Genomic DNA, 19992 nt, shown 5'->3' with positions numbered 1-19992 from the left:
GATAAACATAGTGATTAGCTTAGCAGCAAATTCAGCCGCGTCCGCTCAGGGAGTGGGATTTGTGACTAAAGTCGGATTTATAAACTTTATTGTGACAATCCGGTATTAAGCAACTATGTATTGGCAATACCATGAGGTACATGGCCGGCCGTCACATCATAGCTGGTAGCTGAATCGATGTGTGTTTTTTGATCATCAAAAAATACATCAGCGCCGTAGGCTTTGAGAAAATCCCCTTTAGGTAAACCGCCGAGAAATAAAGACTCATCAATTCGGACATTCCATGCACGTAATGTTCTAATGACCCGCTCATGGGCTGGCGCGGAACGAGCTGTCACCAATGCCGTACGAATCGGTGCTTGCTCCGATGAAAACTCGGATTGCAAACCATGTAGAGCTGCCAAAAATGCTCTGAAAGGACCCCCGTCATAGGCAGCTTCGCGGAATTACGTTCATTCTCGGTGAAAGCATCCAAGCCTTTCTGCTTGAAGATTTGTTCAGACTCATCAGAAAACAATACTGCATCGCCATCAAATGCAAGCTTCAACGGGGAATCATCTGCATGTCTGGAGGCCGAGGAAATAAGCGTTGCTGCAGCAACCCCGTTAGCCAAGGCGGAACGAACATCCTCTGGCTCGGTTGATAAAAACAAATGGCAACCAAACGCTGACACATAGCGATAAGGGCTTTCACCGCCACTAAAAGCAGCTCGGGTAATACTTAGACCATAGTGCTCGATCGAATTGAATATACGTAAACCGGTGTCAGCACTATTGCGGGACAGCAGAATCACTTCTACCCGTGGATCCCCTTCCAAGCGCTCATTGATACGGAGTAACTTCTGCACCATAGGAAATGCTTCACCCGGGTCGAGAATTTTATCTTCATTTTCAATCTGATAACGGGCATAAGCCTCCAGCCCTTGCTCCTGATAGACACGATGACTGTCATCAAGATTGAACAGTGCCCGCGAAGAAATCGCAATGACTAATTTATTACCGAAACCTGAAGCCATAGATTATTACCAGCTGAAAAATCACATCGATCCGCACTATACAAATAATAACCAGCTTGGCATAGCATTATCCCTACATTAGCTATCTCTTAATCGCCAGGGCCAGCCGAGCTCACTCCTCTTTAATACCCAGTTTGGTTAATTTAAAAATTACCGGGCTAAGTAATAACAACGCAATCAGATTGGGAATCGCCATCAAGGCATTGAGTGTGTCGGCCAGCAACCAGATAAAACCCAGTTGCGCCATTGCGCCGAGCGGAATGGCCAATACCCATAACACCCGGAATGGAATTAACGCCGACGTCCCGAATAAATACACCGAGGCCCGTTCGCCATAATAGCTCCAGCCTAAAATAGTGGTGAAGGCAAACAGGCACAGACTAATTGACACCAACACATCACCATAGGGAATTTGGCTAGCAAAGGCGGCGGCAGTTAACGAGGCACCGCCTTCACCAGTCGTCCATAAACCACTTAATACAATCGCCAAACCGGTTACCGAGCACACAACCAGGGTATCAATAAAGGTACCCAGCATAGCAATCGTGCCCTGTTTTACCGGATCGTTGGTTTGTGCTGCCGCGTGTGCAATGGGCGCGCTCCCCATACCTGCCTCGTTAGAAAACACCCCCCGTGCCACACCAAACTGTACCGCCATCATCACACCTGCGCCGACAAAACCACCCTGGGCGGCAGTACCGGTAAACGCGCTTTCTACAATTAACATAATCGCGGCAGGAATATCGGCAAAATTTAATAACAACACCACCAGCCCCAACAGCAAATAGCTCACTGCCATAAAGGGGATTAACAATCCGGCTACGGAGGCAATCCGCTTAACGCCACCCAACAACACCAAGCCCACCAATACCAACAACACCAAACCTGTCAGCCACGACGGCACCGAGAAAGTAGACTGCAACGCATCTGCGACAGAATTAGCCTGCACAGTATTGCCAATACCAAAACCGGCAATTGCCGCGAAAAAAGCAAACGCTGCTGCCAACCATTTCCAGTTTTTGCCCAAACCATTTTTGATGTAATACATCGGACCACCAGCATAATTGCCGTCGGCATCAATCTCGCGATAATTCACCGCCATCACTGCTTCGGCATATTTTGTCGCCATACCAATTAACGCAGTACACCACATCCAGAATAACGCGCCCGGCCCGCCAATACTGATGGCCGTCGCCACGCCCGCGATATTACCGGTACCAATAGTGGCCGAGAGCGATGTCATCAAAGCATTAAAGGGGGAAATTTGACCTTGGTCGGCATTACCTTGACGACCCTGAAATAATAATCGAAAAGCTTTACCGATATTGCGCAAGGGCATAAATTTCAGCCCGACCATCAAATACAAACCAGTGCCCAAAATCAGCACCAGCATATAGGGGCCCCAAACGATTTTATTTACATCTCCAACTAAAGCACTGAGCGCATCCATAAAAAACTCTTTTTATTTTTCGTTTAAAATAACTGCTCGCGTTGCGCGAATAAACCGAGTATACCACCGGTATGCACAAACACAATGTCTTCACTATCAGCAAAACGTCCCTGACGAATTTGATCAATCATTCCGTCAAAGGCTTTACCGGTATAAACCGGATCTAATATTAGTCCCTCCAGTTGCGCGACATGTTTAATAGTGGCGAAAACCTCTGCCGATGCTTGCGCATAGCCGCGGCCCACATAGCCATCAATAACACTCACTGCTAACTGCTCGATACTAAAATCAGCGGGTAATAACCCGGCATACCACTGCTGCCACTGCAACAGATCCTGATGCACTTTATTCAGAAAGTACTGTTCGTCATCACAAACATTAATCCCGTGTACCTGCGCCCCTAAATTAAATAAGGCACTACCCGCGGTCAAACCACCCTGGGTGCCACCAGAACCGGTTGCCGAAATAATATGTTTCGGCTGAATATTGGCATTGGCAAAATCCGTTTTTAATTCTTCACAACAGGCAATATACCCCCACAAACCGATACCATCACTGGCGCCCACCGGCACCGCCATCGCTTTACGCCCCTGAGCGGCATAGTGCTCAATCCAGTGCTGATAAATTTCGTCGCCACGGCGCTGATATTCGGCATTGCTGTAGTAACTGATCTGCGCATTAACCAATCGATCCAATAACAAGTTGCCATCCACAGGCTCATTGTCAGCACCACGCAAGATGAGATGACACTGCAACCCCAGTTGCGCACAGAGTATCGCCGTAGTCCGGCAGTGATTGGACTGCACCCCGCCACAAGTAATAATCGTGTCGCAGCCATCGGCAAGTGCCTTGGCTAAAGTAAACTCAAGTTTGCGTATTTTGTTACCGCTGACAGCACTACCCGTCATATCATCTCGTTTGACCCAGATACGCGGACCGCCAATCTCTGCAGATAAGCGTTCCAGCAACTGTAACGGGGTTGGCGTTTGAGCCAGTGAAATTCGGGGGGGATATGTGACCGTCATTAGCAAAACCTTTCAGTTGAAAGCATCGAGTCTAACGGGAAAATTGAGAAAATGGGGAAGAGGAGACAAAAAAAAGCCATCGCTAAGCGATGGCATCGATATATCTATGGGCATCAAACGACACCGGGAAGCCTTAGATAGACTTCAAAGTACCTTTAGGCAGTACCGCATGAATCGCCGCACGCTGGAATTTCAATTCCACATTATCAGCCACTTGTAACACCACATAGTTTTCATCCAGCTTGGTGATTTTACCCAGTATGCCGCTATTGGTTACTACCTCATCAGACTTAGCCAGGTTACTGACCAGCTCGGCGTGTTCCTTTTGACGCTTGCGCTGTGGACGAATGGCGATAAAGTAAAACATCACAAACAAACCCACCATCAAAACCAGCTGCATAATGCCGGCTTCAGGAGCGGCTTGGCCGGCGGCTTGAGCATGGGCGGAGGAAATAAAATTCATTGGGGTACCTTTAATTATTGACTGATAAAACGGCGGCTACTGTAACTGGATTGGCTGGCAGTGGCAACTATGGACAGCCATCATTGCCGCTGAAAACAATCTCCAGCTTAATAGTCAGTATCGTAATCCATGATAAACGGCGAATGATCTGAAAAGCGCTCATCTTTATAAATTGAGGCCGATTGGATTTTATCCACCAACCCTGGGCTTATGACATGATAATCCAAACGCCACCCCACATTTTTCGCCCATGCCTGCCCACGGTTTGACCACCAGGTGTACTGTTCCTCCTGCTGATTAATGACCCGGAAGGCATCTACATAGCCAACCTCATCAAATAAGGTATCCAACCATGCCCGCTCGTGAGGTAAAAAACCGGAGTTTTTGCGATTGCCACGCCAATTCTTCAGATCGATTTCCTTATGACAAATATTCCAATCCGCACAAAAGATAAACTCCCTACGCTTCCTGCGGGCGGCTTTGAAATGCGCCATGATGTGCTCCATAAACACCTCCTTTCGCGCCTGTGCTTCATCGCCACTGGAACCTGAAGGAAAATAAATCGACGCCACGCTGACGCCATCAAAATCCGCCTGAATATAACGTCCCTGGGTATCAGCGATATCAAAACCCAAGCCCCTGGTAATTTTTTTAGGCTCCTTTTTACAAAATAACGCTGTACCGCTGTACCCTTTTTTTTCAGCATCAAAGTAGTAACAGTGATAGCCTACCGGATGAAAAACCGGGTCAGTTAACTGATCAAGCTGGGCTTTAGTCTCCTGAATACAGACGACATCCGCATCTTGCGTAGCCAACCATTCAAAAAAACCTTTTTTAGCGGCTGAACGGATTCCGTTGGTGTTAACTGTAATTACGCGCATGAGTTCTACTATTTCCTGCTGGTCAATTAATAAGCTGGTGACAAAAAAGTTCTGATGATAAATAAGCCGGTGATTCTACACGAAAATAATTACCGGTTGGCATCCAGTCTAATTCAGCCAATGACATTCTAATTAGGACATTCGAAAACTAATCGCTATCATAGCTGCACCTACACTTTCTAATTTAATATAAAAAAATGCAGGCTTCTAACGATCACATTCTGGTGTTTGATTCCGGTGTCGGTGGGCTCAGTATTATTGGGCATCTCCGCCAGCAATTACCGCAGGCATCTATTTGCTACCTCGCTGATAATGCCATGCACCCCTACGGCTTGCTTGATGAATCAGTGCTCATTAATCGGGTGCTTGAGGTCGTTGCTAAAGCCATTGCACAACAGCAACCGGATATAGTGGTCATTGCCTGTAACTCCGCCAGCACGTTGGTACTACCGCATTTACGCGCGCAATTCAGCATGCCTATTGTCGGAGTGGTACCCGCTATCAAACCTGCGGCTCTTCACAGCGAATCCAAAGTCATCGGCCTACTAGCCACCCCGGGCACCATTGCCCGGGATTACACCGACGAACTAATTAATGACTTTGCCATAGATTGCGACGTTATCCGCCTGGGAACCAATAAACTCGTGCAACTGGTCGAACAAAAATTAGCGGGGGAAAAGATTGCGCTTGCCGCTTATCAGCAAGTGTTAGAACCTTTTGCCCAACACCCGCTCTGGCCGCAGGCCGATACTGTGGTACTCGCCTGCACGCATTTCCCACTGGTCAAAAATGAACTAGCTACAGCGCTACCACACATTAAATACTGGATTGATTCCGGTGAGGCGATTGCCCGGCGGGTACTGCAATTACGCCAAACTGCTGCCACTGAAGCTAGCACGCAAAAAAGCCAGACGTCGGCAACACCTGCTGGCGATATTGCGCTGCTCACTGAAAACGGCTCAGTACCGGATAATTTGCGCCAGACATTCAAAAACTATGGCTTTGAACAAATCAACGGACTTTAAAGATTACTGTAACCCGCATCAGAGCTAACATAATTTAGCGCCGCTCCACTACCATAAAAGAGACGCCAGCCGTAACCAACAAATCCCTGGCGCTGCGAATTTTCACCTCAGCACGCATAAAGCGCTTACCGGTATGAATCATTTCTGCCCGCGCATACAAAGTGCCACTAACCGTTGAACGCAAACAGGTCATAGTGAAATCCGTGGTGACTGCAATTTGATTGGCAGGCACAATGGTGAAGGCTGCCGAGCCCGCTGCGCTATCCGCCAAACTGGCTAACACTCCTCCATGAGCCATACCACCGCTGTTTTTAAAATCATCTGTCAGCTCCAATTCCATTTCAGCGATACCATTCTCCATATGAATAATTTTAATACCCAGATAATCAATATAGGGGCTTACCATTGTTTTGGCGGGGTCAGTCATAGCTTGTCTCTACTAAATTAAGGCTATTGCCACAGGCGTTTAATCCCATGCTTTATAAATGGGGTCTTGTCGATCGCGACTACCGCGACGCAATTGAGCAGGGATTGGCCACTGCTGCTCGGGTAAATTCCTTTTGACCCACTCGGTGGTCGCCACCCGATGCAGGATTTTCCATTCACCGGCGCGACATTCTAAAGTATCGATAAAACGAAAACCTACGGTTAAATTGGTTTCGGGCTGATCAGTCAAACCCTGATGCACCGCAGTACCATAAGTTTCAGCCACAGCCCTATTGTCTTTTAGCTCAACCAGGCAGTTGGCCACATAGTGCATACTCATCGAATATTTATTCAATAACCGCCAACACCACTGGAGTTAATCCTCTACCCCACCACTAAAACTACCGTGCTCATCAGTGGCATCCGGGTGATAACAGCTACGGACCAGTGCCTGATCCATGCGATCAATGCCCCGACAATAACGACACTGCAACTCATAAATAGCCTGCTTGCTGAGTAGCTCCTGTAGCCCTGAGTCATTTTTATCTTTCATATCAATAGCTTACCAATTAGCTGCTAATAAAATATTGTTATAACAAAACTCGACTTTGTTGTAATCATTGGTTAATGTACTAACGTATACGTATAAATACCTATTCACTACGTATTTATACTCATGCCGTCAAAGATTGGGCTGCATGCTAAAAATAATCACAACTGAGTGCTGCTTATGACTTCATTACCTAAAATTGATGCCGCCTATAAACTATCTAATAATCTCAGCAGACTACTGGTAGAGCTCGCTAAAGATTTTGAACGCAGAACCCTGCAAAAATGCCACCAGCGCGGTCATACCAAAATACGCCGTTCCCACTCCTCATTATTTTCCAATCTGGGTTTTGAAGCCGTCAGACTCACCGAACTGGCCGAACGCGCCGGCATCACCCAACAAGCGATGGGCAAGCTGGTGAAAGAAATGGAACGTGTCGGCTACGTAAAACGCCATGTTGATGAGAGTGACAAACGCGCCAAAATCATCGAACTCACTGAAATGGGCACAACGCTGGTCAATGACAGCATGGAAATCGTCGATGAAGTGATTGCTGAATATACCGCAGCTCTTGGCTATGACGGCATCCTTGATCTGGAAAAAGTATTACGCAAATCAGTTGCCGCACTTGGTATCAATTACTTGCCAGAATCCTGGAACAAAACAGCCGATCCACAAAGTAATGCTGCCTGAATTATCAGCAAGCATTAATTGGCCGTCTGACCGCCGTCGATCGCCAAGGTAGTTCCCGTAATATATCTGGCTTCATCCGAAGCCAGATACGCCACTGATGCTGCAATCTCCTCCGCCTGCGCCATATCCATTAATGGCATCATCCGCATAAACATATCGATATTAGCCTCCTCCGGCATGACAAACTTCTCTACTAACGGTGTTTGCACGCCCCCGGACAAATTGCATTAACCCGCACACCACGATCAGCAAACTCCACCGCCATCGATTTTGATAACATCACCACCGCACCTTTTGTCGCACAATAACCTGCATTATAAATTTGTCCGACTAACGCCGCTGAGGAAGCCATATTAACGATATTGCCATTACTCTCAATCAAATGTGCAATCGCTGCCTGGCTCATAAAAAATACACTATCCAGATTGATACTGCGCATGCGGTGCCAATCATCCTCAGTCACTGCTTGAAAATGTTTTGCCATCGCAATACCAGCGATATTGCACAATACATCCAACCGTCCCCACTGGCTTATAGTGCTGGTTACCGCTTGCCGGCACTGCTCAGCGCTGGTGACATCCAACCGAGTCATGGCTACCTGCTCAGGATTAGCAATGAGTGTTGCCGTTGCCTCCATACCGGCTTCATCAATATCCGCCAGCATTACCCTGCCCCCCTCCTGCGCAATACGCACAGCACTGGCCCGACCTATGCCGGAGGCCGCACCGGTAATGAGTACCACTTTATTATCAAAACGATGGGGGAAAAATGACATGTCGAACTCCTGATTGCGCATTTACTTACCGGGATCACTATAATCCGGATGATCATCAACACGATAACAGTTGCTGACAAGCGGAACATCACCTGTTTGAATTACATTTATTTTAATTTTACCGCTTCTACCTTGCCCCTATAATAGCTACTCCGCGCAACATACGTTGCATCATCAATTCTCTTCCCAAACACCTAAACTTATGACATCACTTATTGAATCCATTAATACCTCGATTACTCAACTCACCCAGGCAGGCGCGCCTTACCACATTGTAGAGCGGGAACTCTCGGGCCAAAGCTATCGGGTTTATGAGCAGACTCCAAATAGTGTAAAAGCCCTACTGGATGTTGCCCGCGCGCATGGTGACGCAGTATTTATCAATTACAACGGCGATGAATGGAGTTTCAATCGCTTCTTTCAGCAAGTCGATAGTATTGGCTATCAATTAGTCAATCGTTATCAAGTAAAACCAGGCGACCGCATTGCCATTGCCATGCGTAACTTCCCGGAATGGATGACAAGTTATGCCGCAGTAGTTTCTTTAGGTGCTATTGTGGTACCCCTTAATAGCTGGGGACAAAAAGATGAGCTGGCGTACGGTTTAAGCGACGCCGGCGCTACTGTCGTTTTTTGTGACCAACAACGCTATGATTTTATCGCTGACGATCTCGCTACACTCTCAATCAAAGCAGTCGTTGTTCGTAGCGAACAACCGCTTGACAATCCGCAAGCTGAAACACTGGAACAATTTTTAGCTAACGCTGACAACGTGGCGCTACCGGCCTTTGATGTTGGCGGCGAAGACCCCATCCAGATTCTTTATACCTCCGGTACTACTGGTAAACCCAAAGGCGCACTAAGTAGTCACCGCAATATTATTCAAACCTTATACAACTTTGAATTTTCCGCCATTAGCTCCGCCATGGTAAACCCCAAAGCGATTGAAACCATGATGAGTAGCGGCAATCCACCCAACGCCTTACTGGCAGTACCGCTCTTTCATGTATCCGGTTTATACGCCATGTTTTTACTCTCACTGCGCGGCGGTCGAAAAATAGTAATGATGCATAAATGGGATGCCACAGAAGCATTAAAAATCATTGAGCGGGAAAAAATCACTACCCTTAGTGCCGCACCCACTATGGTCATGGATGTATTAGACCATCCCGATTATGAAAAATATGATACCTCCAGCTTATTTGCGCTAGGTAGTGGTGGCGCCGCCACACCTGACCGCTTTACTGAGCTGGTCAATAAAAAAATGACTGCTGCTTACCCCGGAACGGGTTATGGCATGACAGAAAACAATGCCACCTGCGCCACCTGTACCGGCGAGCCGTTTTATCACAAACCAAAAACGTCAGGAATTATTTCACCCATCGTCGATGTTAAAACCTGCGACGAAGAGGGCAACGAATTAGCACCAGGTAGCACTGGGAAATCTGGACCCGAAGCGCAACAGTCGCACAAGGTTATTGGAATAATCCACAAGCTACTGCAGACACATTTGTCAACGGCTGGCTGCGAACAGGCGATATTGGGTATGTAGATACCGACAATTTTATTTTTTTAGTCGACAGAGCCAAAGACATTATTATTCGCGGCGGAGAAAATATTTCAGCCGTTGAAGTTGAAAACTGCCTTTATGATCACCCTGCCGTTTGGGAAGTAGCCGTATTCAGCGTGCCTGATTCAGTTCATGGTGAACAGGTTACTGCAGCCATCACTTGCAAACCTGGCTCTAAATGCAGCGCCGATGAAATTAAACTATTTGTGAAAGAGCGAATGGCGGGCTTCAAAGTCCCCGGCAGTGTCATTTTCAGCGAGCAACCCTTACCGCGCAATGCCTCTGGAAAAATTTTAAAAAAACAAATTCGTGAAGACTATCTCGCAGAACAATAATACTGGTGAACTATTAATGAGCGACGAGAAAATTCCCGCTGAATGGCAAGATCTCATAGTAGAATTTCAACATCGAAAATCGACTGCGCAAGCCATGGGCGGACAGGATAAACTGAGCAAACGCAGTAATAGTGGCAGGCTAAATGCCCGCCAACTCATCGAGCTGTTAGTAGATAAAAATAGCTTTATGGAATTAGGCACGCTGGTCGGCGGCATGAGCTATAACGGTGAAGCCACCGTAGCCGCCGACGCGCTAATAGGCGGCCTTGCGAGTATCAACGGCCGTAGTGTCGTAATTGCCGCCGAAGATTTCACCAGTAAAGGTGGCTCTATAGGTCACGGCACCAACGCCAAACGAGTACGCTTGGCACGCTTGGCCGCACAGGAAAAAGTCCCCTATATATTAATGTTAGATGGGGCGGGAGCACGAGTAGTAACTCTCTGGAACGCCACCCTTATGCCCCCAGTGACTTAATTGAATTAGCGCAACTTATCGGCAAAGTACCCACCATCGCCTTAGTGTTTGGCTCCTCTGCAGGGCATGGCGCTTTAAGCGGAGTCATGATGGATTTTGTCGTCATGCTGGAACAAGCTACTCTTTTCTCGGCTGGCCCACCACTGGTAGCTGCCGCTATGGGCGAACAGGTTAGCAAAGAAGAATTAGGCTCTGCGGCGATGCATGCCAGCATCTCCGGCGTCGCTCATAATGTGGTTAAGGATGAGCAAACAGCCTGTCAATTGATTCAGGAATACCTAGGTTATTTACCACAAAACAACCAGCAATCGCCCCCTGTTCTCCCCCATACTACTGACCAAAACCCACGTGCGTTAATGACTATTTTATCGATTATTCCACGGAATACCCAGCAACCCTATGACATTCACAAAGTGATTGACGAACTAGTAGACGCTAAGGCGTTTTTAGAATTTCAACCCGGCTTTGGTAAATCAATGGTCACTGGCTTGGCTCGATTAGGTGGCCATGCCATCGCGATAGTGGCCAATCAACCAATGGTTTATGCTGGCTCGATTACCCACGAGGCAGCTGATAAAGCTACTCATTTTCTCACCCTTGCTGGTAACTTTCAGCTACCGGTACTGTTTCTAGCCGACAACCCCGGCATTATGTCCGGCACTAAAGCAGAGCGGGATGGCACCTTAAAATCCGCGGCAAAAATGTATCAAGCTCAGGCCAAACTAAGCTCGCCAAAACTACACGTTACCTTACGCAAAGCGTTTGGTTTTGGCAGTTCGTTAATGGCTATGAACCCCTTTGACAAGCAAACACTCACGCTGGCATTACCCGGTATTACGCTAGGGGGCATTCCGGCTTTAGGGGGGGTAACGCCGCCAACGTCGATACAGAAACTGCCAAACAATTAGCTGAAGCTGAAGTGTCGGGTTCATGGTCAACTGGCGACACCATGGCTTACGATGAAATTATCGACCCAAGAGAGATGCGCAACGCCTTGCTACAAGGTTTAAAATTGGCAGCTAACAGAAAAACTTAGCTGTGTTAACTTAACCAGTATTGCTTATCGGGTCTGGGTGGCATGGGTCTTTCATCATAAGGAATAGATGGGTCAAGGGAATTTTCCATCCCCTTGGGTGGTAAGCGCCCAGCCCCCCAACCTTGCGAATGGCTATAGTACAACTTAATCACATGTTGCTCTGGCATCATCAGCGATAAAGCGGAGAGGATGATCACAACAAGCATCACGCCAGCGGCGCACGCGACTGAATTCACTCGTCGCAGGTAATTCAAAATGTCGGAAGTAGGCAACAGCGCTATACCGGGTAAAAAATGGCAAGTAACTTAAATCGGCCATGCCAAAGGTATCACCTAAAGCAAAATCCCCTTGCGGTTATGCTGAACTAAAAAAGTATTTAACCAACGCCAACTCTCTAAACTAGCAGTCATCACGGCTTCAGCATTAGCTTGCTCACGATTCATCAATAGGCCAAACATCGCTGGCACAAAACTTTTACCGCAGTAATCAATAAGAATTCTGGCTAGGGCTTTTGCAGCGGGGTCTTTAGAGAAGGCCGTAGGCTTGGGAAAACAATCTTCAAGATACTCATTAATAATGGCTGATTCATAGATCGCTTGCTCACGATGAATCAATACGGGCACTTTCCCTAGTGGGTTTAATGCTAAAAACCAATCAGGCGCTGGGTTGAAATCCTGCATACGCGTATATTCGTAATCCAGCTGCTTTAACGCTAGCAACAACCTGGTGCGCTCGACAAAAGGACAATCAAAACCATATAGCTTCAGTTCTTCAGACACGTCTTCAGTACTTCCTATTTAACCGTGATAGTAATTTTTTTAGAGACTACCACAGGGTTATGCGGCACATGATTTTTATCCCCGAGAATTAGTTGCAAGGTATGAGTGCCCGGCTCCAACGTCAACTCCGTCTCCGTTTGCCCACCGCCAAAGTGTTTTACATCACCACCCATAGGCTGATTTGCTGCTGGCAGCGATTTGCTATCGACCAATAAGTGATGGTGACCGGTATTCGGCGTATCCACCCCTGCCGGGGCAACTCCCATGCCACTTAATCCAAACTTGACGGTAAACGTGCGAGAGTCGATTACTGCACCGTCAGCAGGCTGATAATATAAACCTTAGCCTGTTCCGGCGCACTGCTGCGCGGCATTTCCGCCAACACCGGATGAATTAATCCCATCACGCCGACACAAGTTATTATAAGTTTTACAATATTCATGGTTTACCCCACTCACTTAATTAGATATTCATAAAATCCGGCACGTTAAACTTCCAACACTTTTCTTCAACCCGCTCACTCATTCGCCAACCGGCTTCAGTGCGCTGGTATTTATCAACATACCATAGGCCCAGCATAAAAGTTTCAGTGGTCTCACCCAAATTCATTTCCTGCGGATTAAAACACATCACCCGCCCGGTACCAACATCACCATCAACCGTAATTTGTACATTGGCGTTCATATGGTGAGTATTGGGGAAAATAGTCATCGCCTCTTTTAAAAAGGCAATAATCTCCTCCCTGTTACCCTTGGCGCCGCCGTAGACACTATAGTCAATAAAGGCATCCTCGGTGAAGACATCACGCAATTGATCAAATTTTTTCTGGTCAATAATATCAGCGTAATGATAAAGCAAATCTTGTATTTCAAAGCGATCGGACATTTCCTGTAACGATAAAGTCATGGGAGCCTCATTAAAAATCCAGCGGTAGGGTTAAATGTTGTTGATAGATAAAATCACGATGCTGTAGCAGTATCGGATCATAGTTTTCAGCAATAACAGGGTCTAAGGTTTCGTAGGCATGGCGCATACCCGCATCCATAGCACTTTGTTCCGGTGGCAATGGCTTTAACATTGCGGCAAAATTTGCCCAATATACATCCAGAGCAGTTAAGCTATCACCCAGAAAATACCGGCTACCTTGCCGTTGCTGGCTCAGTAACTGCTCCGATAATAGCGCAAGAATATCCACACACTTTTGAGCGGCTTGTTCAGCATTGGCGGCACTATAACCATACTTTTCAGCCAAACGGCTAACAAATTGCTTACCTTCGGGATGCTGCATCATCGGGTGTAACATGAGCAGCCGTCGATTCCAGGCGAATCCCTGCTCGCCAATTATTTCTCTGATCAAACCGAACATTTGACTGCGCACGACAGGCTCGGCAGGAATTAATGCCGGCTCAGGATTAATTCGCTCTGCGAGAAATATAATATCGACTGACTGGGTGCGCGCAGTTTCATCATTAAACACCGCCACTGGCGCTGAGGTTTGGCCGGTCCATTGCTGCAAGTCAGCATTTTCACCCGCGGCCTCTTGGGCAACCGCAGTAAAATCAATATTTTTTAATTGTAAAATCGCTTTAGCTGACTCTCCCCAGGGGTTGGGAGCCCCGGCAGTTAACACCAGTCGCAAGCCAGGTAAAGGGATGGCCTCTGCAATGCTGATATAGTCCATCAAGAAGATTCCTTAACTGCTGCTTCCAACTTGAATACTTTAATCGCATTCTCCCGTAAAAACTTGGGCCACACATCATCCTTAAAGGGCACATCTTTTAATTCTTTAAAGATTCGATCCAAAGACAAGCCCATTGGAAAATATCCCGCATAAAGCACCTGATCGGCGCCACGGGTATTAGCGAAGTGTACAATTTCTTCAGGGTAATACTTAGGCGCAAAGGCAGTGGTAGAGTAATACAGGTTAGGGTATTTCAACATGAGTTTCCACGCCAGATTCTCCCAAGGTTCCGCACCGTGGCGCATCACAACTTTTAGTTCAGGGAAAAACCAACAAACTTCATCCAATAACTCAACTTTCTGCGGCGCTAACGGTAACCTTGGTCCTGGCACGCCGACACAGACACAAAAAGGTAAATCCAGTTCCACACACTTACTATAAATGGGATACCATTTTTTATCGTTGATGGGCACCTGCGGGCATAAGCCTGAGGGAAATCCGGACACTGCTTTAATATCAAATTCAGCATGCAGGCGCTGAATTTTACGCACTTCATCCATACCCTTATTAGGGTTAGCTTCATAAGAACAGACAAACCGATCGGGAAACCGTTTCAAGGCTTCTTTAGCTACTTCATTGTGATCATCAATGCCCAGCATCGCCAGCTGAATATTATGTTTATCCATTTGTTCAACGGTATAGGCAATGTAATCTGCTTTTTTACCCGTATCCGGGATATCCTTAAACATATACTGCGCCGGCATTTTAAACATCTGCCGACTCTGTTCATCCATCAACAATGGCTTCATAAACTCGTACCATTGTGAGTTATCATCGCCGGGGACATTTAACATCAAGTCTATTACTTTGATATCCGTGGGCATTACCATAATCTGTACCTTTTAGTGCTAAAAATTGTTTTAAAAATCTTATTTTAAACCGGTCATCTGCGCGCTTATCTGCCATAGCTCGGCAGCTTCTGCATCATCCTGCGCCCAAGACTTAAGCTTCACTTCTTTGCAATTACTGTAATAGCGACCACTGGTATTACCTAGCTGGTCTGCCAGCGCTAAATACAAGCTGGTTTCTGCACCCTGCTCTGGTGTGCGAAAAAACGGTTTTAATAAAAAAGGCAACAGCTTGCCCATAATCCCGTTTTGAGTACCCAAGCTGGTACTAACCGCGCCCGGATGCAAACAGTTAACAGTTATATTCTTTGATCGCATACGCTTGGATAGCTCTCGAGTAAATAGAATATTACCGAGTTTTGAACGACCGTAAACTTTAAACGTTTTATAAGAGCCCTTTGCGTTGAGATCATCCAGCCCCATATTTTTAACAAACGTATAGGCACCGGAGGCGACGTTAATAATGCGAGCAGGCGCACTCTCTTCAATTATTGGCAACAGTAAATTAGTTAATAAAAAATAGGCCAAATGGTTCACCGCAAAAGTATCTTCAATACCATCAACTGTTTCTTTGCGAGTGGTATTCACTACACCCGCATTATTAATGAGCAGATGTAAGGGTTTACCCGAATCAAGATATTGTGCTGCAGCTCGGCGAATATCCGCCTGCGAAGATAAATCGGCAACGATTAACGTTACTGGCTCGCAAGCCTGTGCGGACAGCTCTGTGACCAACGCTTCTCCCTTCTCTCGGTTACGGCAAATAATAGTAAGGCTAGCTCCCTGCTTCACCAGCCCCATCGCTGTTGCTTTGCCTATACCGCTGGTGGCGCCGGTCAGTAAACAACACTGGCCTGTCATATCCCGCTGTTGATATTTCATAGTGAACCTTTTTTATTCATTATATTGATGGTCGATAATTGCCATGTAACGCTAAAAATCACTCATTTAGCGCCTGCCGTAATTGCTGCGCCATAGCTTCCAACTGCTGAGGGTCAGCAGCCTGCTTGGAATGAATACCAATATTTTGATTGGTAAATTGTGGAATAAGATGCATATGGTAATGAAAAACCGTCTGCCCAGCCGCCGCTTTATTTAGCTGATAAATGCCCAAACCATCAGCCTGGGTCACCGCTTGCAAGGCCTTGGCAATCTTCGAGGAATTTATCGCTATCTGTGCCAATACCTGAGGGCTAGCAGTAAAAATATCATCAAAATGCGCTTTGCTAATAATGAGCACATGCCCCGGAGTCGCCGGAAAAATATCCAACATCGTTAGGGTTAATTCGTCTTCATGTATTTTAGACGCGGGCGCATTGCCCTGCGCTATTTGGCAAAAAATACAGTCATCAAGCTGGTGGTGCACAATGTGATCCTTTGCGATCAGTTATACGTGATAACTAATTAATAGAACGATAGCAACATAGTATCGCCAACTGACAGAAGGACAATAGGATAATTACAGAGGTAACTAAATGGTAAGAGTTAGCCGGTCTGACTTACGCTTGTTGCAGTAGCCACCACGCGGTTAGCACCAACACGATGGCCACGCCCCCGCTACAAATAACCAGCGCTGTTTACTCTTTTCAGGGGACAGTATCACGGTAGTGTGGTCAAAATCAGACTCGTCCATGTCGACAGATGAATCGAAATTATCAGCACTCTCTACCGAGCTGCGCTCGACAATCCCACCCAGATTAACCGCAGGTCTGATAATGGTTTTATTCATTTGCTCAGCGCTATTGGCCTTTTTTGGCTCATCAGGCACCGGGCCTTCTACAGTGAAAGCCAATTTGGCAAATGCCACCTTATCGCCATGCTTTAATTTAGCTTGATCGACACGTTCACCATTGACGTAACAGCCATTCGCCGAGCCCAAATCGATCAGTAGTAGCTGCCCGTTCTCAACGCTGAGTTTGGCATGCTCGCGGGACAGTAATTTGTAGGGGATAGCAAATTCACAGTCTTTTGAACGACCGACAGTCACGGGCTTATCAATGGAAAAATCCCGTTGTTTTAACTTGGCATGGTCGGGGACTAACACCCAATCTGCTTTGGGTTTATCGGCCGCGCGGGGCTTCACAGGGGCCGGCTGTTGCTTTGGGTCGATGATCAACAGGCGCTCTTTGCCGACTCGAATCTCATCATTGGCTGCCAGTTCATAAACGCCATCCACAGGCAAGCCATTGACATAGCAAGTACCGGGCTGGCTAGTTAATAGTAAACAATTAGGCTCTATTTTGATCTCAGCATGAAAAGCATCGACCCCGAGACTATTAATCACCAGGTCATTGCTTTTATCGCTGCCCAAGGTCAATTTTTCACCGACTAGCCAGATACTGCGCTCTGGTTGATCTTTACTCTGTAATTTGTACATCCGTCCTCTCTTAAGGAGTCTATCACTGGTATCCAAAGAGGACAGTAGCGCAATATACCCTGCACCACGGCCCCGCTGGCAGCTTATCTACCAAAATGCCAACCAGCCCACAAAATTCTACTGGCTCAGATAAAAATATTACTGTGATTTGTACTAAGCTGATAGCTAGCATTCTTTAGCAACAAGCGGAAAGGCTAACTGAATCACTTTGTTGCTGATAAAAATAGACGGTTTTTTAACATTTATACAATTCATTGATGACAAATAACCTAATCGATAGTTTTTAGTGGTGCCCTGCCCCGCCCTGAACATCAGTGGCTGGAGGCTTAGCTAATGGCTATACCGGGTTATCGCATTTTGCGAAAAATTCGCCAAGGCGGCATGTCGACGGTTTATCTGGCGATACAACAAAGTGTCGACCGCGAAGTAGCCATCAAGGTCATGTCGCCCAACCTCAACAGCGACCCCAGTTTCAGCACCCGCTTTTATCGTGAAGCCAAAATTGTCGGTAAACTCTCCCACCCCAATATCGTGTCAATTTATGACGTTGGTAACCACAAACACTATAACTATATTGCGATGGATTTCTTGCCCGGCATGCCGTTGCAGGATCGTCTGGATCAAGGCGTCAGTGTTGAACAAGCTATCCGCATCATCCGCGAAATGGCCTCCGCCCTCAACTATGCCCACGAGCGCGGCTATGTTCATCGCGATGTAAAACCCGACAACATCCTGTTTCGCGAGGATGATTCAGCAGTACTGTGTGACTTTGGTATCGCCAAGGCACTCAAAGGCAGCGTCAAGATGACCAACTTTGGCTCGGTGCTGGGCACGCCCAACTATATGAGCCCTGAGCAAGCCCAAGGCAAAGAGATTGATGGCCGCGCAGATATCTACAGTTTAGGGGTAGTATTTTATGAGATGCTTACTGGGCAAGTACCCTTTAGCGGTGATGATCCGGTAGCTATTGCGGTAAAACACATGACCTCGGCTATACCAAAGCTGCCAGCCGAGCATAAATCTTTCCAGAACATCATTGAAAAAATGATGGATAAAAAAGCAGCCAATCGCTTCCAGACCGGTGCCGAGGTTATCACTGCTCTGGATGAGCTGGAAAAGTCACTGACCCAAGGCACCAAGCAGCTGACTCAATCGGGCTCTACTACGCTGCAAATGCTTGGTCTTATCGGGGCCCTTTTCAATACACTGACCACCGCTGTAACCGTATCGGTACAACGATTGCTACTGAGTAAGAACAAATTCACCAGCCAAACGGTTCAGCTCAGTGAAAAGCAGCAGCAGGATCTAGACTCTTTTATACTTAATGACGATAGTGAAGAATTGCCCGAGCATTACGCAGATCTACCGCTTATTCAGGATACGATCGAACAAGCTGCGGTCGGCTTTCGCTGGTCTCGCATTGTCATCCCTTGCTTAATAGTCATAGCGATCAGTGCCGGCGCATTCTATTTCTGGCCCGCCCCACATCAACAGCCCATCCCCCCAGCAGCCATCGCCGCTGTTAACGAAGCAGCGCCGATTGATGCCGCTGAGTCGACAACAATGGATACAAAAATATCAGAAGACGCTGACAGCGATACTGAACCATCCACGGAAACAGACATCATCGCCGAAGTAACTACCGAACCTGAACCCATGCCGGAATTTGCATTAACGGTGGACACTCAACCCGACGATGCCATTGTTCGAATTCTTAATATCAAACCACGCTACCGCGACGGTATTTTACTTAACCCTGGCAACTACCACATCAAAGTGAGCGCCAAGCATTATTTTCCGGAGACATTTTGGATAAAAATTGCCGACAAAAATGTTCAGCGCGAAGTAAATTTACAACCCACCCGGCGCTTGTTAGCCGCAGGCACAGTCATACAAGACAAGCTCGCCAGCGGCGGTGACGGCCCGGCGATGGTGGTACAGACTCGCACGAACGATTTAGCGATAGCGCTTAGCCAGCACGAAATAACCTTTGCCCAGTACGATCAATATGCTCAGCACACCGAGCAGACACTACCGGATGATGCGGGTTGGGGACGGGAGAATAGACCTGTAGTCTCAGTAAACTTTACTCAGGCTAAAGCTTATGCAAAATGGTTGAGCGAACAAACCGGTGAGAAATATCGATTACCCAACCAGGCGGAGTGGCAACACGCCAGTAAAGCCGGTAGCGATAGCGCCTATTGGTGGGGACAAGAACGCAGCAAAGACAAGGCTAACTGCCGCAAAGGCTGTAATAGCGAGTTCAGTAAATTTTTTAGCTCGTCCACTGCGCCAGTAGGTACCTACCCTGCTAATCCCTATGGCTTATTTGATACCGCAGGTAATGTGGCCGAATGGCTAGATGAATGCAGCAGTACCAATGTCGATAACAGCTGCGAAACAGCACTCGTCGCAGGCGGCTCACATAAAGATCCCGATAAAGAGATTAGTAGCGACAGTATTAAAACAATCAAAGCCGATACCCAATCTGACGATATTGGTTTTCGCCTGCTGCTCGAACTGTAAAA

At 47.0% G+C, this 19992-nt stretch carries 22 protein-coding genes and 3 pseudogenes; 7 read left to right on the top strand and 18 right to left on the bottom strand.

What is annotated here, in order from left to right; all coding sequences use genetic code 11:
- Positions 1 to 113: 113 nt before the first annotated feature.
- The 5 genes and pseudogenes from UNITIG_RS02740 to UNITIG_RS02720 form a co-directional block, all read right to left on the bottom strand.
- Positions 114 to 1015 (bottom strand): annotated as a pseudogene (locus UNITIG_RS02740) (5'-nucleotidase).
- Between the two features lie 112 nt (positions 1016 to 1127).
- Positions 1128 to 2465: a sodium:alanine symporter family protein gene (locus UNITIG_RS02735; protein ID WP_101756986.1), complete on the bottom strand. Its 1338-nt coding sequence runs from the start codon at positions 2463 to 2465 to the stop codon at positions 1128 to 1130.
- 23 nt (positions 2466 to 2488) lie between these two features.
- Positions 2489 to 3490 (bottom strand): D-cysteine desulfhydrase family protein, encoded by a 1002-nt coding sequence (locus tag UNITIG_RS02730; RefSeq protein ID WP_101756985.1) that lies wholly within the window; start codon positions 3488 to 3490, stop codon positions 2489 to 2491.
- Between the two features lie 133 nt (positions 3491 to 3623).
- Positions 3624 to 3953: a preprotein translocase subunit YajC gene (gene yajC, locus UNITIG_RS02725; RefSeq protein ID WP_101756984.1), complete on the bottom strand. Its 330-nt coding sequence runs from the start codon at positions 3951 to 3953 to the stop codon at positions 3624 to 3626.
- A gap of 107 nt (positions 3954 to 4060) precedes the next feature.
- Positions 4061 to 4834 (bottom strand): exodeoxyribonuclease III, encoded by a 774-nt coding sequence (locus UNITIG_RS02720; RefSeq protein WP_101756983.1) that lies wholly within the window; start codon positions 4832 to 4834, stop codon positions 4061 to 4063.
- Between the two features lie 197 nt (positions 4835 to 5031).
- Between UNITIG_RS02720 and murI the strand changes: the two genes are divergently transcribed.
- Positions 5032 to 5859 (top strand): glutamate racemase, encoded by an 828-nt coding sequence (murI, locus tag UNITIG_RS02715; protein WP_101756982.1) that lies wholly within the window; start codon positions 5032 to 5034, stop codon positions 5857 to 5859.
- Between the two features lie 34 nt (positions 5860 to 5893).
- Here the strand turns inward: murI and UNITIG_RS02710 are convergent, their stop codons facing one another.
- Entirely contained in the window at positions 5894 to 6286 is a 393-nt protein-coding gene (locus tag UNITIG_RS02710) for a PaaI family thioesterase (RefSeq protein WP_101756981.1), read from the bottom strand.
- Between the two features lie 39 nt (positions 6287 to 6325).
- Positions 6326 to 6838 (bottom strand): annotated as a pseudogene (locus UNITIG_RS23950) (nuclear transport factor 2 family protein).
- A gap of 177 nt (positions 6839 to 7015) precedes the next feature.
- On the opposite strand from UNITIG_RS23950, the gene UNITIG_RS02695 reads away from it, so the two are divergent.
- Positions 7016 to 7528, top strand: a complete 513-nt coding sequence (locus UNITIG_RS02695; protein WP_101756978.1) for a MarR family winged helix-turn-helix transcriptional regulator — start codon at positions 7016 to 7018, stop codon at positions 7526 to 7528.
- Between the two features lie 14 nt (positions 7529 to 7542).
- Here UNITIG_RS02695 and UNITIG_RS02690 read toward each other — a convergent pair.
- Positions 7543 to 8303, bottom strand: a pseudogene (locus UNITIG_RS02690) (SDR family NAD(P)-dependent oxidoreductase).
- Positions 8304 to 8505: 202 nt separating this feature from the next.
- Here UNITIG_RS02690 and UNITIG_RS02685 point away from each other — a divergent pair.
- Genes UNITIG_RS02685 through UNITIG_RS23315 form a run of 4 tightly spaced genes read left to right on the top strand, consistent with a single transcriptional unit; the run spans position 8506 to position 11591 of the window.
- Positions 8506 to 9855 carry a class I adenylate-forming enzyme family protein gene (locus UNITIG_RS02685; protein ID WP_101756977.1) on the top strand — a complete coding sequence of 450 codons (1350 nt, stop codon included), beginning with the start codon at positions 8506 to 8508 and terminating at the stop codon, positions 9853 to 9855.
- Entirely contained in the window at positions 9747 to 10208 is a 462-nt protein-coding gene (locus tag UNITIG_RS25405; RefSeq protein WP_369809138.1) for a class I adenylate-forming enzyme family protein, read from the top strand. Before UNITIG_RS02685 ends, UNITIG_RS25405 begins: the two co-directional genes overlap by 109 nt.
- Positions 10209 to 10224: 16 nt before the next feature.
- Complete coding sequence (locus UNITIG_RS24870; RefSeq protein ID WP_200821154.1) at positions 10225 to 10683, top strand: carboxyl transferase domain-containing protein; 459 nt, start codon at positions 10225 to 10227, stop codon at positions 10681 to 10683.
- The gene (locus UNITIG_RS23315) at positions 10611 to 11591 is read left to right on the top strand and encodes a carboxyl transferase domain-containing protein (protein ID WP_369809137.1); all 981 of its coding nucleotides are present in this window, start codon (positions 10611 to 10613) and stop codon (positions 11589 to 11591) included. The genes UNITIG_RS24870 and UNITIG_RS23315 overlap by 73 nt, the downstream gene beginning before the upstream one ends.
- Before the next feature lie 272 nt (positions 11592 to 11863).
- Here UNITIG_RS23315 and UNITIG_RS02670 read toward each other — a convergent pair whose 3' ends face one another.
- The 10 genes from UNITIG_RS02670 to UNITIG_RS02630 all read right to left on the bottom strand — a co-directional run bounded on the left by UNITIG_RS02670 (position 11864) and on the right by UNITIG_RS02630 (position 17464).
- On the bottom strand, positions 11864 to 12037 hold the full coding sequence (locus tag UNITIG_RS02670) for a hypothetical protein (protein WP_101756975.1): 174 nt from the start codon (positions 12035 to 12037) through the stop codon (positions 11864 to 11866).
- Between the two features lie 14 nt (positions 12038 to 12051).
- A complete protein-coding gene (locus UNITIG_RS02665; protein ID WP_159931060.1) occupies positions 12052 to 12498 on the bottom strand; it encodes a glutathione S-transferase family protein in 447 nt (148 codons plus the stop codon).
- A 14-nt stretch (positions 12499 to 12512) separates the two neighbouring features.
- Positions 12513 to 12764, bottom strand: a complete 252-nt coding sequence (locus tag UNITIG_RS24865; RefSeq protein ID WP_255399417.1) for a DUF4399 domain-containing protein — start codon at positions 12762 to 12764, stop codon at positions 12513 to 12515.
- Between the two features lie 41 nt (positions 12765 to 12805).
- Complete coding sequence (locus tag UNITIG_RS24860) at positions 12806 to 12940, bottom strand: hypothetical protein (protein ID WP_255399415.1); 135 nt, start codon at positions 12938 to 12940, stop codon at positions 12806 to 12808.
- 20 nt (positions 12941 to 12960) lie between these two features.
- A complete protein-coding gene (locus UNITIG_RS02655; RefSeq protein ID WP_101756973.1) occupies positions 12961 to 13404 on the bottom strand; it encodes a nuclear transport factor 2 family protein in 444 nt (147 codons plus the stop codon).
- Between the two features lie 10 nt (positions 13405 to 13414).
- Entirely contained in the window at positions 13415 to 14179 is a 765-nt protein-coding gene (locus tag UNITIG_RS02650) for a hypothetical protein (protein ID WP_101756972.1), read from the bottom strand.
- Complete coding sequence (locus tag UNITIG_RS02645; protein WP_101756971.1) at positions 14179 to 15069, bottom strand: amidohydrolase family protein; 891 nt, start codon at positions 15067 to 15069, stop codon at positions 14179 to 14181. Before UNITIG_RS02645 ends, UNITIG_RS02650 begins: the two co-directional genes overlap by 1 nt.
- A gap of 39 nt (positions 15070 to 15108) precedes the next feature.
- Entirely contained in the window at positions 15109 to 15969 is an 861-nt protein-coding gene (locus tag UNITIG_RS02640; RefSeq protein ID WP_235015225.1) for an SDR family oxidoreductase, read from the bottom strand.
- A 58-nt stretch (positions 15970 to 16027) separates the two neighbouring features.
- Positions 16028 to 16453 (bottom strand): HIT family protein, encoded by a 426-nt coding sequence (locus tag UNITIG_RS02635; RefSeq protein WP_235015224.1) that lies wholly within the window; start codon positions 16451 to 16453, stop codon positions 16028 to 16030.
- A gap of 162 nt (positions 16454 to 16615) precedes the next feature.
- Positions 16616 to 17464, bottom strand: coding sequence for an FHA domain-containing protein (locus tag UNITIG_RS02630; protein ID WP_101756969.1), 849 nt, complete (start codon positions 17462 to 17464; stop codon positions 16616 to 16618).
- A 333-nt stretch (positions 17465 to 17797) separates the two neighbouring features.
- Here UNITIG_RS02630 and UNITIG_RS02625 point away from each other — a divergent pair, with 333 nt between their 5' ends.
- Entirely contained in the window at positions 17798 to 19990 is a 2193-nt protein-coding gene (locus tag UNITIG_RS02625; protein ID WP_101756968.1) for a bifunctional serine/threonine-protein kinase/formylglycine-generating enzyme family protein, read from the top strand.
- Positions 19991 to 19992 lie beyond the last annotated feature (2 nt).

Origin of the sequence: Oceanicoccus sp. KOV_DT_Chl (genome assembly GCF_900120175.1) — a bacterium.
In the GTDB taxonomy this organism is placed as follows: domain Bacteria; phylum Pseudomonadota; class Gammaproteobacteria; order Pseudomonadales; family Dasaniaceae; genus Oceanicoccus.
This window is presented reverse-complemented; position numbering and strand designations above follow the sequence as displayed.